Origin of the sequence: Actinacidiphila acidipaludis, from assembly GCF_019890725.1 — a bacterium.
GTDB classification, from domain to species: Bacteria; Actinomycetota; Actinomycetes; order Streptomycetales; family Streptomycetaceae; genus Actinacidiphila; species Actinacidiphila acidipaludis.
The window spans coordinates 62,698-77,967 of the sequence record NZ_JAINZZ010000018.1; the positions used below are offsets into that span (position 1 = coordinate 62,698).

16 protein-coding genes are annotated in these 15,270 nt (G+C 71.3%); 5 read left to right on the forward strand and 11 right to left on the reverse strand.

Annotated features, from left to right (window positions below):
* Positions 1–132 precede the first annotated feature (132 nt).
* Positions 133–366: a PTS sugar transporter subunit IIB gene (locus tag K7862_RS16715; RefSeq protein ID WP_222963391.1), complete on the reverse strand. Its 234-nt coding sequence runs from the start codon at positions 364–366 to the stop codon at positions 133–135.
* Between the two features lie 215 nt (positions 367–581).
* Here K7862_RS16715 and K7862_RS16720 point away from each other — a divergent pair, with 215 nt between their 5' ends.
* Positions 582–1,883 carry a PTS transporter subunit EIIC gene (locus K7862_RS16720; protein WP_222963392.1) on the forward strand — a complete coding sequence of 434 codons (1,302 nt, stop codon included), beginning with the start codon at positions 582–584 and terminating at the stop codon, positions 1,881–1,883.
* 148 nt (positions 1,884–2,031) lie between these two features.
* Entirely contained in the window at positions 2,032–3,300 is a 1,269-nt protein-coding gene (locus K7862_RS16725) for a PTS transporter subunit EIIC (RefSeq protein ID WP_222963393.1), read from the forward strand.
* Between the two features lie 69 nt (positions 3,301–3,369).
* On the opposite strand, the gene K7862_RS16730 is transcribed toward K7862_RS16725, so the two are convergent.
* From K7862_RS16730 to clpS, 7 genes are all read right to left on the reverse strand, one after another.
* Complete coding sequence (locus K7862_RS16730; RefSeq protein ID WP_222963394.1) at positions 3,370–4,122, reverse strand: MBL fold metallo-hydrolase; 753 nt, start codon at positions 4,120–4,122, stop codon at positions 3,370–3,372.
* A 210-nt stretch (positions 4,123–4,332) separates the two neighbouring features.
* Positions 4,333–5,283 carry a PLP-dependent cysteine synthase family protein gene (locus K7862_RS16735; RefSeq protein ID WP_222963395.1) on the reverse strand — a complete coding sequence of 317 codons (951 nt, stop codon included), beginning with the start codon at positions 5,281–5,283 and terminating at the stop codon, positions 4,333–4,335.
* A complete protein-coding gene (locus K7862_RS16740; RefSeq protein ID WP_222963396.1) occupies positions 5,283–5,561 on the reverse strand; it encodes a MoaD/ThiS family protein in 279 nt (92 codons plus the stop codon). Before K7862_RS16740 ends, K7862_RS16735 begins: the two co-directional genes overlap by 1 nt.
* A gap of 286 nt (positions 5,562–5,847) precedes the next feature.
* The gene (locus tag K7862_RS16745) at positions 5,848–6,270 is read right to left on the reverse strand and encodes a M67 family metallopeptidase (protein WP_222963397.1); all 423 of its coding nucleotides are present in this window, start codon (positions 6,268–6,270) and stop codon (positions 5,848–5,850) included.
* Positions 6,271–6,348: 78 nt separating this feature from the next.
* The gene (locus K7862_RS16750; protein WP_222963398.1) at positions 6,349–7,785 is read right to left on the reverse strand and encodes an amino acid permease; all 1,437 of its coding nucleotides are present in this window, start codon (positions 7,783–7,785) and stop codon (positions 6,349–6,351) included.
* Positions 7,786–7,849: 64 nt separating this feature from the next.
* Positions 7,850–8,413: a DUF2017 domain-containing protein gene (locus K7862_RS16755; protein WP_222963399.1), complete on the reverse strand. Its 564-nt coding sequence runs from the start codon at positions 8,411–8,413 to the stop codon at positions 7,850–7,852.
* Entirely contained in the window at positions 8,413–8,724 is a 312-nt protein-coding gene (clpS, locus tag K7862_RS16760) for an ATP-dependent Clp protease adapter ClpS (RefSeq protein WP_222963458.1), read from the reverse strand. The genes K7862_RS16755 and clpS overlap by 1 nt, the downstream gene beginning before the upstream one ends.
* 97 nt (positions 8,725–8,821) lie before the next feature.
* Here clpS and K7862_RS16765 point away from each other — a divergent pair, with 97 nt between their 5' ends.
* Both K7862_RS16765 and K7862_RS16770 read left to right on the forward strand, forming a co-directional pair.
* The gene (locus tag K7862_RS16765; protein WP_222963400.1) at positions 8,822–10,156 is read left to right on the forward strand and encodes a nicotinate phosphoribosyltransferase; all 1,335 of its coding nucleotides are present in this window, start codon (positions 8,822–8,824) and stop codon (positions 10,154–10,156) included.
* 154 nt (positions 10,157–10,310) lie between these two features.
* Complete coding sequence (locus K7862_RS16770) at positions 10,311–10,907, forward strand: isochorismatase family protein (RefSeq protein ID WP_222963401.1); 597 nt, start codon at positions 10,311–10,313, stop codon at positions 10,905–10,907.
* Between the two features lie 46 nt (positions 10,908–10,953).
* Here K7862_RS16770 and K7862_RS16775 read toward each other — a convergent pair whose 3' ends face one another.
* Together K7862_RS16775 and K7862_RS16780 are read right to left on the reverse strand one after the other, a co-directional pair.
* Complete coding sequence (locus K7862_RS16775; protein ID WP_222963402.1) at positions 10,954–11,271, reverse strand: hypothetical protein; 318 nt, start codon at positions 11,269–11,271, stop codon at positions 10,954–10,956.
* Between the two features lie 99 nt (positions 11,272–11,370).
* Positions 11,371–13,782: an immune inhibitor A domain-containing protein gene (locus K7862_RS16780; RefSeq protein ID WP_262413278.1), complete on the reverse strand. Its 2,412-nt coding sequence runs from the start codon at positions 13,780–13,782 to the stop codon at positions 11,371–11,373.
* A 365-nt stretch (positions 13,783–14,147) separates the two neighbouring features.
* On the opposite strand from K7862_RS16780, the gene K7862_RS16785 reads away from it, so the two are divergent.
* On the forward strand, positions 14,148–14,435 hold the full coding sequence (locus tag K7862_RS16785) for a hypothetical protein (RefSeq protein ID WP_222963404.1): 288 nt from the start codon (positions 14,148–14,150) through the stop codon (positions 14,433–14,435).
* 35 nt (positions 14,436–14,470) lie between these two features.
* On the opposite strand, the gene K7862_RS16790 is transcribed toward K7862_RS16785, so the two are convergent.
* Positions 14,471–15,214, reverse strand: coding sequence for an RDD family protein (locus K7862_RS16790; RefSeq protein ID WP_222963405.1), 744 nt, complete (start codon positions 15,212–15,214; stop codon positions 14,471–14,473).
* Positions 15,215–15,270: the final 56 nt, after the last annotated feature.

The following is a 15,270-nucleotide window of genomic DNA, read 5'->3' on the forward strand; positions in this document are numbered from 1 at the left end:
CGAGCCTATCCGGGTGAGCGGCCCGGGCCGACCGTGGTGTTCCGGTCCGGCAGGAACCTGGCACGGCACCGGCCGCCGCGTCCGGGGTGGTCCCGGGCGCGGCGGCCGGTGAAACGGTTCGCTTGCGCCGCGCTACATCATGTCCTCGATGTCGGCGGCGATCGGGTCGGCGTCGGTGCCGATGACCACCTGGATGGCGTTGCCCATCTTGACGACGCCGTGGGCGCCGGCCGCCTTGAGGGCGGCCTCGTCGACGAGGCCGGGGTCCTTGACCTCGGTACGGAGCCGGGTGATGCAGCCCTCGACCTCTTCGATGTTGTCGAGTCCGCCGAGACCGGCGACGATCTTCTCAGCCTTGGTGGCCATCTGTGTGTCTCCCTGTTCCCCTGACCCACCGGCGGGTCCGTTCTGTCACGGTAACCCACGGTTGGCCCAGCTACACGGGCGGTTGACCGCCCGGGGGACCACCATGACGATCATGGGTGCGCCGCCCCCGGCGGGCGCGGCGCCGCCCTCGCCGCTGCCAGTGGTTTAGACCACTCTACGCGACGGTCACTCTGCCGCCTCCCGGGAGGACCGCGATGACCACGGACAGCGCGGCCGCCCTGCCTCCGCGCAGGTCCTGGTGGTCGGCGTTCTTCCAGGGCCTGCAGAAGATGGGCCGCAGCCTGCAGCTTCCCATCGCGGTCCTGCCCGCCGCGGGCATCCTCAACCGGCTCGGCCAGGACGACGTCTTCGGCAGGACGGGACTGGGCTGGGACCGGCTGGCGAAGGTCTTCGCGGGCGCGGGCGGCGCGCTGCTGGACGGCAGCCTGGGCCTGCCGCTGCTGTTCTGCGTGGGCGTGGCGATCGGGATGGCCAAGAAGTCCGACGGCTCGACGGCCCTGGCCGCGGTGGCCGGGTTCCTCGTCTACAACGGGGTCCTGCACGCCTTCCCCAAGGACTGCGCGGCCGGCAGCGCCTTCCAGGCGGGCGCCTGCGTGGCCAAGGACAACACCGCGGTGATCGCCACCTACCAGAACCCGGGGGTGTTCGGCGGCATCGTGCTGGGCCTGACCACGGCTTATCTGTGGCAGCGCTTCCACCGCACCCGGCTGCCCGACTGGCTGGGCTTCTTCAACGGCCGCCGGCTGGTGCCGATCATCACGTCCGGGGTGGCGATCGTGTTCGCCGTGGTGTGCCTGTGGATCTGGCCACCCGTCGGCGACGGGCTGACCGCCTTCTCCCGGAAGCTGGTGGACCTCGGCGCGACCGGCTCCGGCATCTTCGGCGTGGCCAACCGCGCGCTGCTGACCATCGGCCTGCACCAGTTCCTGAACACCTTCGTCTGGTTCCAGTTCGGCGACTACACCACGCCGGACGGGACGGTGGTGCACGGCGACATCCCGCGCTTCCTGGCCGGCGACCCGACCGCCGGCCAGTTCCAGACCGGCTTCTTCCCCATCATGATGTTCGCGCTGCCCGCCGCGGCCCTGGCCATCACGCACACCGCCAAGCCGCACCGGCGCAAGGAGATCGGCGGCCTGATGCTGTCGGTGGCGCTGACCTCGTTCGTCACCGGGATCACCGAGCCGATCGAGTACTCTTTCTTGTTCGTCGCCCCACTGCTGTACGCGATCCACGCGCTGCTGACCGGCGTCTCGATGGCCCTGTGCTGGGCCCTCGGGATCAAGGACGGCTTCAGCTTCTCGGCCGGTCTGATCGACTACGTCATCAACTGGAACCTGGCCACCAGGCCCTGGCTGATCCTCGTGGTGGGGGCCGGTTTCGCGGTCGTGTACTACGCGCTGTTCCGGTTCGTGATCACCGTCTTCGACCTGAAGACGCCCGGCCGGGAGCCGGAGGAGATCGAGGACGAGCGGGAGCGGGAGAACGTCGGCTAGCACCGGCGCACATCGGACACGGTCGCCCGATCGGGGCGAATGTGGCCCATCCCATACGGAATGACCCATTCCTTTACGCGAACCTGACGTGTTAAAAAGGTCTACACCACTGAGTGGTGTAGACCATAGAAGGATTGGATAGTCATTCATGAGTACGGCCACCGCCTCGGCGGCACCCGCTGCTCCCGCGAAGAAGCGGGGCTCCGGCCTGTTCCAGGGACTGCAGAAGGTCGGCCGCAGCCTCCAGCTGCCGATCGCGGTCCTGCCCGCCGCGGGCATCATGGTCCGGCTCGGCGCCGACGACGTCTTCGGCAAGGACGGTCTGGGCTGGGGCAAGGTCGCCACGGTCTTCGCCAACGCCGGCGGCGCGCTGACCACCGCACTGCCCATCCTGTTCTGCCTGGGTGTGGCGATCGGCTTCGCCAAGAAGTCCGACGGCTCCACCGCGCTCGCCGCGGTCGTCGGCTTCCTCGTCTACAGCAAGGTCCTGCAGGCCTTCCCGGTGCACGACGCGGTGATCAACACCACCGCCAACAACGGCGTGGACATCCCCGCGGTGTACAACGACCCGGGCGTGCTCGGCGGCATCATCATGGGTCTGCTGTCCGCGGTGATCTGGCAGCGCTTCCACCGCACCAAGCTGGTCGACTGGCTCGGCTTCTTCAACGGCCGCCGGCTGGTGCCGATCCTGATGGCGTTCGTGGGTCTCGTCGTCGGTGTCTTCTTCGGCCTGGTCTGGGAGCCGATCGGCAACGGCATCACCCACTTCGGCGACTGGATGACCGGCCTGGGCTCGGGCGGCGCGGCCCTCTTCGGCGGCGTCAACCGCGCGCTGATCCCCGTCGGCATGCACCAGTTCGTCAACGCGGTGGCCTGGTTCCAGCTCGGTGACTACACCACCCCGGCCGGCACCGTCGTGCACGGCGACATCCCGCGCTTCCTGGCCGGCGACCACACCGCGGGCATGTTCCAGTCCGGCTTCTTCCCGATCATGATGTTCGGCCTGCCGGCCGCCGCGCTCGCGATGGCCCACACCGCGCGCCCCGAGCGCCGCAAGGCCGTCCTGGGCATGATGGTCTCCCTGGCCCTGACCTCGTTCGTGACCGGCGTCACCGAGCCGATCGAGTTCTCCTTCATGTTCATCGCGCCGATCCTGTACGTGCTCCACGTGCTGCTGACGGCGGCGTCGATGGCGGTCACCACGGGTCTGGGCGTGCACGCCGGCTTCAACTTCTCGGCCGGCTTCATCGACTACGTCCTGAACTGGAACCACGCGACCAAGCCATGGCTGATCATCCCGATCGGCCTGTGCTTCGCGGTCGTCTACTACTTCGTGTTCCGGTTCGCCATCGTGCGGTTCAACCTCAAGACCCCGGGCCGCGAGCCCGAGGAGGAGATCGAGGACCTCACCAAGTAGCGCGGCACACGGCGGCACACACGGCGGAGCCCGGGACCGGAAACGGTCCCGGGCTCCGCCGTCGGCGTCTCAGACCTCGTAGACCGCGCCCGCCTTGGCCAGTTCCACCGGGCCGTCGTAGGCGCCCTGAGCGTCGCGCAGGTTCACCGACGGGTTGGTCCACGGCGGGATGTGGGTGAGCACCAGCCGGCCCGCATCCGCCCGGGCCGCGGCCTGCCCCGCCTCGCGTCCGTTGAGGTGCAGGTCGGGGATGTCCTCCTTGCCGTGGGTGAAGGACGCCTCGCACAGGAACAGGTCGGCGCCCTCCGCCAGCTCCTGCAGTTCCGCGCAGGGCCCGGTGTCGCCGGAGTAGGTGAGCACCTTGCCGTCGTGCTCGATGCGGAAGCCGTACGCCTCCACGGGGTGGCGGACCTGCGCGGTGGTGACCGAGAACGGGCCGAGCCGGAACGCGCCGGGCTGCAGCGTGCGGAAGTCGAAGACCTCGCTCATGCACTTCTCGTCCGGGACGTCCCCGTAGGCGATGCTGAGGCGCCGTTCGGTGCCGGCCGGGCCGTAGACCGGGATCGCGGAGGCCGGTCCGCCGTCGTGGCGGTAGTAACGGGCCACGAAATAGCCGCACATGTCGATGCAGTGGTCGGCGTGCAGATGACTCAGCAGGACGGCGTCCAGGTCGTACAGGCCGACGTGGCGCTGCAGTTCACCCAGCGCGCCGTTGCCCATGTCGAGCAGCATCCGGAAGCCGTCGGCCTCGACGAGGTAGCTCGAGCAGGCCGACTCCGCGGACGGGAACGAGCCCGAGCAGCCGACGACGGTGAGCTTCATGCCGGGAACCACCTCCGTGGGCGCGCCTCACCACCCCATTCCGGCTGGGGTGGGGGGTGGCGGGACCGTCCGCCTGTCCTGGAAGGGTAAGCGCCCTCTGTCGCCCCTGCTCCTCCACGGTGCCCTGTTGTGGGCGGAATCACCAGGACGGGCGGGCGCCTGAACGCGCGCCCGCCCTCGTCGGTGTCCGGCGGCCGGTGCCGCGCGCGGTCAGGCCCAGAGCTGCCCATGGAGGGCGGCGACCGCCGCCTCGGTGGACTCGGCGGTGTAGATGCCGGTGGACAGGTACTTCCAGCCGCCGTCGGCCACGACGAAGACCACGTCGGCGCGCTGACCCGCGCGGGCCGCCTTGTTGGCCACGCCCAGGGCGGCGTGCAGCGCGGCGCCGGTGGACACGCCCGCGAAGATCCCTTCCTGGGACAGCAGTTCACGGGTGCGGCGCACGGCGTCCTCGGAGCCGACGGAGTACCGGGTCGTCAGCACCGACTCGTCGTACAGCTCGGGGACGAACCCCTCGTCGAGGTTGCGCAGGCCGTACACGACGTCGTCGTAGCGCGGTTCGGCGGCCACGATCGCCACGCCCGGCACCTTCTCGCGCAGGTAGCGGCCGACGCCCATCAGGGTGCCGGTGGTGCCCAGGCCCGCGACGAAGTGGGTGATGGTGGGCAGGTCGGCGAGGATCTCCGGGCCGGTCGTGGCGTAGTGCGCGCCCGGGTTGGCGGCGTTGCCGTACTGGTAGAGCATCACCCAGTCGGGGTGCTCGGCGGCCAGTTCCTTGGCGACCCGGACCGCGGTGTTGGAGCCGCCGGCGGCGGGCGAGGAGATGATCTCGGCACCCCACATCGCGAGCAGCTCGCGGCGCTCGCTCGAGGTGTTCTCGGGCATCACGCACACGATGCGGTAGCCCTTGAGGCGCGCGGCCATCGCCAGCGAGATGCCGGTGTTGCCGGAGGTCGGCTCCAGGATGGTGCAGCCGGGGGTGAGCACGCCGTCCGCCTCGGCCTGCTCGATCATGTGCAGGGCGGGGCGGTCCTTGACCGAACCGGTGGGGTTGCGGTCCTCCAGCTTCGCCCACACGCTCACCTCGGCGGACGGCGACAGTCGCGGCAGGCGGACCAGCGGGGTGTTGCCGACCGCAGCCAGCGGGCTGTCGTAGCGCATCAGCGCGCGCCTCCGGCGACGGCCGGGAGGATGGTGACGCTGTCGCCGTCGGTGAGCTTGGTGGCGATGCCGTCGAGGAAGCGGACGTCCTCGTCGTTGAGGTAGACGTTGACGAAGCGGCGGAGCTCGCCGCCGTCCACCACGCGCTCGCGCAGGCCCGCGTGCCGGCTGTCGAGGTCGGTGAACAGCTCGTCGAGCGTGGTCCCGGCGCCCTCCACGGCCTTCTGGCCGTCGGTGTAGGTGCGGAGGATGGTCGGGATGCGGACCTCGATGGCCATGGCTGCGCTCCTGTGAGTGCGTGAGAGGGACTGAGAGGGACGGGGCGTGCGGGGCTGGGGCAGGGCTGCGTGCGGGGTGCTGCGAGGGTGCTCGGGAGACGGCGGGCGCTGTCACCGGGCGGTCAGGCGCGCGGACACGCCGCGGCGGTGCGGCGGCACAGGTCGACGTGCAGCCGCGCCACGAGCAGGGTGCCCGGCGCCGTGAAGCCCACGTCCATCAGAACCATGCGGTCATCGTATCGATTCCCCCCGGCGGCCCGAGACGGCCGTCCCAGGATCCGGGACGTCAGGAGGCGGAGGCCACTACTTCCACGGGTTCCTCGGTGACCTGGCCGTCCACGATGCGGAACGAGCGGAACTGCGGCCGGTCGCCGTACTCCTCCGCGGTGGACACCAGGACGTAGTGGGCGCCGGGCTCGTTGGCGTACGCGATGTCCGTGCGCGAGGGGTAGGCCTCGGTCGCGGTGTGCGAGTGGTAGACGATCACCGGTTCCTCGTCGCGGTCGTCCAGGTCGCGGTAGAGCCGCAGCAGGTCGCCGGAGTCGAACTCGTAGAAGGTGGGCGAGCGCGCCGCGTTCAGCATCGGGACGAAGCGCTCGGGGCGGTCGCTGCCCGCGGGGCCGGCGACTATCCCGCACGCCTCGTCGGGGTGGTCGGCGCGCGCGTGGGCGACGATCGCGTCGTGGAGCTCCTGGGTGATGGTCAGCATGCGGGCAACGTAACAAAGGCACGGCCCCGCGCGGTCACAAGGGCGGGGCCGTACGCGATCACGGGGGGGCGTCCGCGGTCACAGGGCGGGGGCGTCCGCCGCCGCGGCGTCCGGTGCGTCGGGGCCGGCGGGCGCCAGGTGGGGCCGCCGCACGAACGCCGTGGGGTTGCGGCGCCGCAGCACGGCGTAGCCCGCGGCGAGGGCGGCCGCCCACACCGGCGCGCCGTACAGCGAGACGCGGGCCTGGGAGTCGGCGGCGATGAGCACCACGACCGCGGCGAGGAAGACCAGCGTGCACCAGCTCGCGGCCGCTCCCCCGGGCGCGGTGAACCAGGCCGGTGCGGCCCGCCCGGCGCGCACGGCGGCCCGGTAGCGGATGTGGGCGGCCAGGATGACGCCCCAGGTCCACACCCCGGCGACGGTGGCGAACGCGGTGATGTAGGTGAACGCCCCCGCCGGGTCGACGTAGTTGAGCCACACCCCGATGCCCATGACGGCGACCGAGGCGAGGATGCCGGCCGCCGGGGTGCGGCGGCCGGTGAGCCGGGTGAAGACCCGCGGCCCCTGCCCGTTGGCGGCCAGGTCCCGCAGCATCCGGCCGGTGGAGTACATGCCGGAGTTGCACGAGGACAGCGCCGCGGAGAGCACCACGAAGTTGACGATGCCGGCCCCGAGCGGGATGCCGATCCGGGCGAACGCGGCCACGAACGGGCTGACGCCGGGCTGGAACACCGTCCACGGCACGACGCACAGGATGACCGCGAGGGCGCCGACGTAGAAGAGCGCGATCCGCCACGGCAGGGTGTTGATGGCCTTCGGCAGCGTCTCGCGCGGGTTCTCCGCCTCCCCGGCGGTGACGCCCACGAGTTCCACCGCGACATAGGCGAACATGACGATCTGCAGGGTCATCAGGGAGCGCCCGACGCCGTGGGGGAAGAAGCCGCCGTCGCGCCACAGGTGCCCCACCGAGGCGGTGGAACCGGCGGCGCCCAGGCCCAGGGTGAGGACGCCCAGGCCGATGAGGATCATGCCGAGGATCGCGGTGACCTTGATCATCGACAGCCAGAACTCGACCTCGCCGAACAACCGCACCGAGATGAGGTTGGCGGTGAACAGCAGCACCAGGAAGACGAGGGCGGCGGTCCACTGCGGCACCTGCGGCCACCAGTAGGCCACGTAGGTCGCCGCGGCGGTGACCTCGGCCATGCCGGTGACCACCCACATGAGCCAGTACGTCCAGCCGGTGGCGAAGCCGGTGAACGGCCCGAGGAACTCGCGTGCGTAGTCGGCGAAGGACCCCGAGACCGGCCGGTAGGTGAGCAGCTCGCCGAGCGCGCGCATGATGCAGAACACGGCCACGCCGGCGACGGCGTACATCAGCAGCAGGCTCGGACCCGCCTGGTGGATGGCCTTGCCCGCGCCCAGGAACAGGCCGGTGCCGATGGCGCCGCCGATGGCCATCATCTGGATCTGGCGGCTGCCCAGTCCACGGGCGTAGCCCTCGTCGTCCGTCATGCGCGATGGGTACCCCGGCGTGCGGGCACCCGCCGCCGCGCGGGCCGAACGACACCGGAAAGGCTCAGCCCAGCAGCGTCTCGACGAGGGACTCCTGCAGCCCGCCGAGCCACAGGTAGGCCATCACCAGCGGCTTGCGGGAGTCGCTGTCGGGCAGGTGGTACAGCTCGTTGCTCTCGTCCTCGGTGACCTCCAGCCGGGTGCCGATGGTCAGCCGCAGGTCGTTGAGGCCGCCGAGCCACTGCCGGGCCTCCTCGGCGCTGAGCGTGAGCACCGGGCCGCCGGAGTCCAGCACGCGCACCATCGCCAGCGCGTCCTCACGCTTGCGGGAGCGCAGGTCGTTCTCGGTGTAGCGGCGGAACTCCGAGGCGTCCGAGGGCTCCTCGTAGGCGTCGGGGAACAGCCGGGCGAGCGCGGGGTCGTCCGGCGGCTTCGTGGGGCCCTCGGCGAAGAGCTGGGCGAGCGGGTCCTCGTCGGCGCCGGCGGGCTGGTCGCCCGGGCCGATGAGTTCCAGGAGCTGCACCGCCAGGCTGCGCAGGATGGAGATCTCCACCTCGTCGAGCGCGATGGCGGCGCCGCCGCCGGAGACCGGCTCGAAGTAGCCGGCGCGCGAGCGTCGACGTCCCATCAGCGGTCCTGCGACATCGTCGCCCACAGGCCGTAGCCGTGCATCGCCTGCACGTCGCGTTCCATCTCCTCGCGGGTGCCGCTGGAGACCACGGCGCGGCCCTTGTAGTGGACGTCCTTCATCAGTTTGGTGGCCTTGCCCTTCGAGTAGCCGAAGTACGTCTGGAAGACGTACGTCACGTAGCTCATCAGGTTGACGGGGTCGTTGTGCACGAGGGTCACCCACGGAACGTCCGGCTCCGGTACCTCGAAGGGGGCTTCGCTCGACTCGGGGCGTTCGATCTCGACAGGCGCAACACTCACGTAACCCATGCTGCCGCTCATGTGGTCCATCGCACAAATGGCCTCAGCGCGCAGCACCCGGACGAGAAATCGTCAGATTGACGAGATGTGGGGTAGGATCTCCGTCATGAGCACAGCAGACCTGGGTTTGCCGGTGGACGTGCCGTCCACCGCCCTGTTCACCGACCGGTACGAGCTGACCATGCTGCAGGCCGCCCTGCGCAGCGGCGCCGCGCACCGCCGCTCGGTCTTCGAGGCGTTCACCCGCCGGCTGCCCGAGGGGCGGCGCTACGGGGTCGTGGCCGGCACCGGCCGGGTCCTGGACGCCATCGAGAACTTCCGCTTCGACGGACCGGTGCTGGACTTCCTCCAGCGCGAGCAGGTCGTCGACGACGCCACGCTGGAGTGGCTGGCCGGCTACCGCTTCACCGGCGACGTCTGGGGCTACCCCGAGGGCGAGGTGTACTTCCCCGGATCGCCGCTCCTGCGGGTCGAGGGCACCTTCGCCGAGGCGGTGGTGCTGGAGACGGTGGTGCTGTCGATCCTCAACCACGACTCGGCGATCGCGGCGGCGGCCTCCCGCATGGCGGTCGCGGCCGGCGGCCGCCCGCTGATGGAGATGGGCGCCCGGCGCACCCACGAACTGGCCGCGGTGGCCGCCTCCCGGGCCGCGTACGTCGGCGGCTTCCGGTCCTCCTCGAACCTGGCGGCCGGCTTCCGCTACGGGCTGCCCACCATCGGCACCAGCGCACACGCCTTCACCCTGCTGCACGACACCGAGAAGGGCGCCTTCACCGCGCAGGTGGAGTCCCTGGGCCGCGCCACCACCCTGCTGGTGGACACCTACGACGTGGCCGCCGCGGTGCGCACCGCCGTGGAGGTGGCCGGGCCGGAGCTCGGCTCGGTCCGCATCGACTCCGGCGACCTGCTGCTGCTCGCGCACCGGGTGCGACAGCAGCTCGACGACCTGGGCGCGAAGGACACCAAGATCGTGGTCACCTCGGACCTGGACGAGTACGCCATCGCCTCGCTGGCCGCCGCCCCGGTGGACGCCTACGGGGTCGGCACCTCGCTGGTCACCGGCAGCGGCCACCCCACCTGCGCGATGGTCTACAAGCTGGTCGCCCGGGCCGCCTCCGAGGCCCCGGACGCGCCGCTGGTGCCGGTGGCGAAGAAGTCGATGGGCGGGAAGACCAGCGTGGGCGGCCGCAAGTGGGCCGCGCGGCGGGTCGACGAGGACGGGATCGCCGAGGCGGAGGTCATCGGCAGCGGTCCCGTGCCCCCGGAGCTGGTGGAGCGGCAGCTCCTGGTCCCGCTGGTGCGGGGCGGCGAGATCGTCGGCCGCGAGGCGCTGGACGTCGTCCGCAGCCGCCACATCGCCTCCCGCGCGGGCCTGCCCCTGTCCGCCACCCAGCTCTCCCGCGGCGAGCCCGTGCTCCCCACCGAGTACGTCAGCTCCTGACCGCCGCCCGCACCGGAGCGGTAAGCACCCCGGGGAGCGAGGTGTTCCCCCCGCCAGGAGGGGGAACCTAGGCTCTGGACACGACAGCCGCAGGCCGTCACGAAGCCCGTTCCACCGGCTTCGGACCGGCTTCGTACCGATTCGGAAGGACCCGATGCACCGCGCACTGATCGTCGTCGACGTGCAGAACGACTTCTGCGAGGGCGGCAGCCTCGCGGTGTCCGGCGGGGCCGACGTGGCCGCCGCCATCACCGACCTGATCGGCGAGTCGCCGGGCGCGGGCGCCTACCGGCACGTGGTGGCCACCCGCGACCACCACATCGACCCGGGCTCGCACTTCTCCGAGCATCCGGACTACGTGACGTCCTGGCCGCGGCACTGCGTGGCCGGCACCGAGGGCGTGGGCTTCCACCCGAACTTCGCGCCCGCGGTCGCCTCCGGGGCGATCGACGCGGTCTTCGACAAGGGCGCGCACGCCGCCGCCTACAGCGGCTTCGAGGGGCGGGACGAGAACGGCGAGTCGCTCGCCGACTGGCTGCGGGACCGGGACGTCACCGAGGTCGACGTGGTCGGCATCGCCACCGACCACTGTGTGCGGGCCACCGCCCTGGACGCGGCGCGCCACGGCTTCGGCACCCGGGTCCTGCTCGACCTGACGGCGGGCGTGGCCCCCGGGACCACCGAGCGGGCGCTGGCGGACCTGCGGGCGGCGGGTGTGGGCCTCACCGGCGAGCCGGTGGTCGGCGCCTAGCCGGGACGGCGCGGGTCCCCCACCGGCGCGGGCAGGCGCGGGTCCCTCACGGCAGCGGGCCGGCCACCCGGCTGAGCGCGGATATCGGGTGCCAGGGATCGGCCGTGCGGGCGTGGTAGTCGCGCCAGATCAGGCCGTCCGGATGGTGCAGCACCGCGGTGATCTCGTCCGGCGTGGGCGGCTCGGCGTTGCCGCTCAGCCGGGCGCCGCGGAACCCCAGGTTGCTGAGCCGGGTGAGCGCCCGCTGCCGGTTCAGGGCGTGCACGACCACCCGCACGGTGTGGTCGGCGTATCCCGGCTGCGGCAGCGCGAGGGCGACGATCACCGTGCCGCTCGGGAGCTTGCTGAATCCACCGACGGCCATGGGCTCATCTAAGGCGCTTCGGCCGCCGCCCACCAGAGGACGACGGCCGAACGCCGGATCAACGCAGGTCAAACGGTGCCTGGCCTGTGCTGTACATGATCAGTGGTGGCTCGGTCCGACCTGGAGGGTCATCGTCGAGCCGTCCAGGGCCTCGTTCAGGATGGTGATCCTGGTGTTGGTGTCCGGGACCTGGACGCCGCCCGTGGGGTTGCTGCTGTACCAGTAGGTGCCCGCGTGGTCGTCGAAGACCGGGGCGCCGAGCTTGGCCGGGACCTTCGCCGCGACGCCGTTGGCGTGCAGCGTGAAGCCGACGGTCGGGTACCAGCTGAACGGCGAGTCGTACGCCTGGATGCGGTTGCGCATGATCGAGCCGTCCGCCCACTTCTCGGGCTTGGCGTGCGCGTCGACCGGCAGGATCTGCCCGCTACCGGGGTGGATGCCGACGTTGTTGTCCGCCTGCGAGGTGTCCCACAGCCAGACCAGCAGGCCGTTCTGGTACGGGTAGTGCTCGACCCAGTCCGGCTTGGCGGCGCCGAAGCCGAAGTTGTACGGGCCGGTGCGCAGCGTGCTGTCGTAGCTGACGTACTGCCGGTTCTCGGCGATGTAGTACTCCGGGTAGTCGTTGGTGAACGACCCCCCGATCCGCGAGAAGCCCTTGGCCGTCCAGCCGTTGTCGCCGTTCTCCGCGCCGTCGCTGAGCACGGTGGCGCCGTCGGCGGTCACGGTGATCGCGTCGGCCGCGAAGCCCTTCTGCGCCACGCCGCCGTCGGTGAGGTACCGGAAGCGCAGCTGGATCTGCTGGCCCGCGTAGGCGTCCAGCGGGAACGCCAGGTCCTTGTACGCGCCGGAGGTGCCGGTGAGCGCCGGCGCGTTGCCGCCGTCACGCGGGATCGAGGCGCCGTTCGCCGTGCCGTCCAGGGCGGTCCAGCTCGCGCCGCCGTCCGTGGACACCTCGGTGTACAGGTAGTCGTAGTTCTCCTCGATGTCCCACCAGCCCTTGAGCTTCAGGGACGCGGTGGCGGCACCGGTGAGGTCGACCGAGCGGGTCAGGGTGTTGGCGAGGTTGTCGCCCATGCCGCTCCACCACTGCGCGGAGCCCTCGGCCGGCGCGGTGATCGAGGTGGTGACGGCCTTGTCGGGCAGCTGGACGACGAGCGCCTGCTTGTCCTTGGTGTTGTACTCGGCGACACCCAGCTTGGTGGTGGAGCGCGTGGCGGCCCTGGCGGTGCCGTAGTTGAGCCAGCCCAGCTGCAGCTTGTCCCAGGCGCTCATGTCGTCGGGCAGGTCGCCGATGGCGTTCTTGCCGGTGCCCATCCACGAACCGGAGGACATCAGCGACCAGAACGCGACGTTGGACTCGCCCGCGTAGGTGGTGTCGTACTCGTCGGGCAGGCCGAGGTCGTGGCCGTACTCGTGGGCGAAGACGCCCAGTCCGCCGTTCTCCGGCTGGAGGGTGTAGTCGCCGACCCAGATGCCGGTGTCACCGATCTGGGTACCGCCGGCCTTGTTGTCCGCCGGGCCGGTCTTGCCGGCGTTGGTGCCGTAGGCGTACCAGCGGTGGGCCCACAGCGCGTCGGTGCCCTGGACGCCGCCGCCCGCGGACTCGTCCTCACCGGCGTGCACGATCTGGAAGTGGTCGATGTAGCCGTCGGGCTCGTTGAAGTTGCCGTCGCCGTCGTAGTCGTAGCGGTCCCACTGGTCGTAGGCCGAGAGGTCCGCCTTGATCTGGGCGTCGGTGCGGCCCTGCGCCTTCTGGTCCGCCACGTACGCGTTCGTCGCGTCGCGGATCAGGTCCCAGGCGCTGGAGCAGGTCGAGGAACCGCAGTAGTTGGAGCCGTAACGCGCCTCGTTGTAGGGCACCTTGACCCAGTCGGAGACCTCGCCGTTCACCGAGTAGCGGCCCGAGGACTGCTTCTCGTAGTACTTCGCCAGGGACTCCTTGTCCGCGGCGTGCGAGAAGTACAGGTCCTGGAAGTGCTGCTGGTCGTAGTCGGCCTGCCAGGCGGTCGAGTTGTCGGCCGACCGGTCCGGCGCCGCGATCGTGTTGTGCGCGGGGCCGGGGGCGCCGCCGTACTTCACCACCGGCGGCTTCGGCCCGTCCGGGCCGTCCGGGTCGTACTGCGTGGTGGTGTCGACGGTGTCGCCGAACTCGACCAGGATCGTGAAGATCTTGTCGGTCTTCTCCCGCCCCAGTTCGACGTACTTGCTCTTCTTGCCCTTGCCGCCGCCGAGTTGCACGACCTGGGATCCGCCGCGCTGCTGCACCGTCGCGTCGCCCGAGACGACCTGCTGCAGGGCCGCGCTGTGCTCGGCGGCCTGCTGCTTGCTGAACGGGCCCGGCAGATCGTGCGGTTCGCTCGCCGCGGGATCGTGCGAGGCCGCCTGGCCGGCCTGTCCGGCCTGGTCCGGCACAGCCGCGTGGGCGCCGGCGGCGGTGACCGCGGGCACACCCAGGACGGCTATCGCGAGGGCCAGGGCGGCGGGTTGGGTGATCCTCCGCTGAGTCTTCAAGATTCCTTGACCTCCCCTTGGGAAAGGCCATTGCACCGGAGTGACGACGGAAAAACCAGATCTTGACTTGCGCATGACCTGACAGTAGGTTTGCCGTTTTCCGGAGCCGGGGATCCCGCTCAGCGGACGGCTCAACTCCCCTGCGCGCGACGGCCGTCGGGGCGTTCCGTGCAGGGCGGTCAGATGTGCGACCCCGTGCGCCCCCCTGTGCACCGCACGGAAAGTAAGGTGACGCTTACCCGGCGTCGGACCGGGGCATGCCGAACCGTAGAGTCAGCCTCTGAGAACCTGTCAGTCCGTGCGTTCCCCGTCAGTGCCCGCCGGTGAACCCCCGCACCGGCGTACCCCCGAGGACGGATTCCCTCATGCCCCGACCCACGACCGCACAGGTCGCCTACGGTTCCCTGACCGTCGTCCTGACCACGGTGGCCCTGCTGCTGGCCACCGACGCCCGTTCCGCCGCCGCCGTCGCCGGCCTCGCCGCGGCCGGGCTGCTGGCGGGAGTGATCGTGGCCGTGGCCCTGATGCCACGCGGTCGCCGCCTCGAGACCGCCGTGCCGGCCGCGGGCCGGCCGGCCGCCCCGGTGTCCGTGCCCCGCGCCCGGGTGGCGGCGGCCGAGCCCCGGATGACCGAGCACTCCCTGCGCCGCTGACGGCCCGCGCACGGGACGGGTTCCCGGTCGGGGCGTCAGGTCGCCTCGACCACCACCGTCTTCGCGGCCTTGTCCTCCAGCCCCTGCTTGTAGGGCCGGTCGAAGAGCACCGTGATCCCGATGATCACGAACCACAGGCAGCTGCAGCAGAACGCCGGCAGCCACAGCACCAGCGCACGGACCGCGGACGCCTGCTGGTTCGGCACGCTGCCGTCACTGAGCATCGCCGCCCGCAGCCGCATCGCCCTCTTGCCGACCGTCTGCCCGGTGGCCCGCGTCATCAGGAACTCGTAGCCGAAGCCGATGAGGACCGTGAACAGGCCGCCGACCGCCGACCGCCCGGCGGTGAAGTCGTCGTTGCGCAGGCCGACCGCGGCCCAGTCCAGCAGGAACGACGGGATCAGCACGATGATGATGTCGATGATCCGCGCCAGCAGCCGCCTGCCGCCCGGCGCCAGCGGGGGCATCCCGGCCAGCGGGTCCGGACCGCCACCGCCGTACGGCCCGCCCTCGTACGGGTTCCGGCCGGGGGGCCCCTGGTCGTACGGCCCGCCTCCGCCGTACGGGCCGCCTCCCCCGCCGTAGGGTCCGCCGCCGTCGCCGCCTCCGTACGGATCCCCGCCGCCCGGAGGGGGTGCGCCGTGCGGGCCCGAGTACGGGTCGCCGGGAGGCGGCTGGTTGGGCGGCGGCTGGTTGGGGGGTTCACCGGGCGGCTGGTTGGGGGGCTGGTTCGGCGGCTGACCGGGCGGCTGGTCGGGAGGCGGCTGGTCGGTGCTCATGCCCCGAGTGAAACGCGGCCCCGCGACGCCCGCCCGCCGCAGGACCCCGTTCGGGG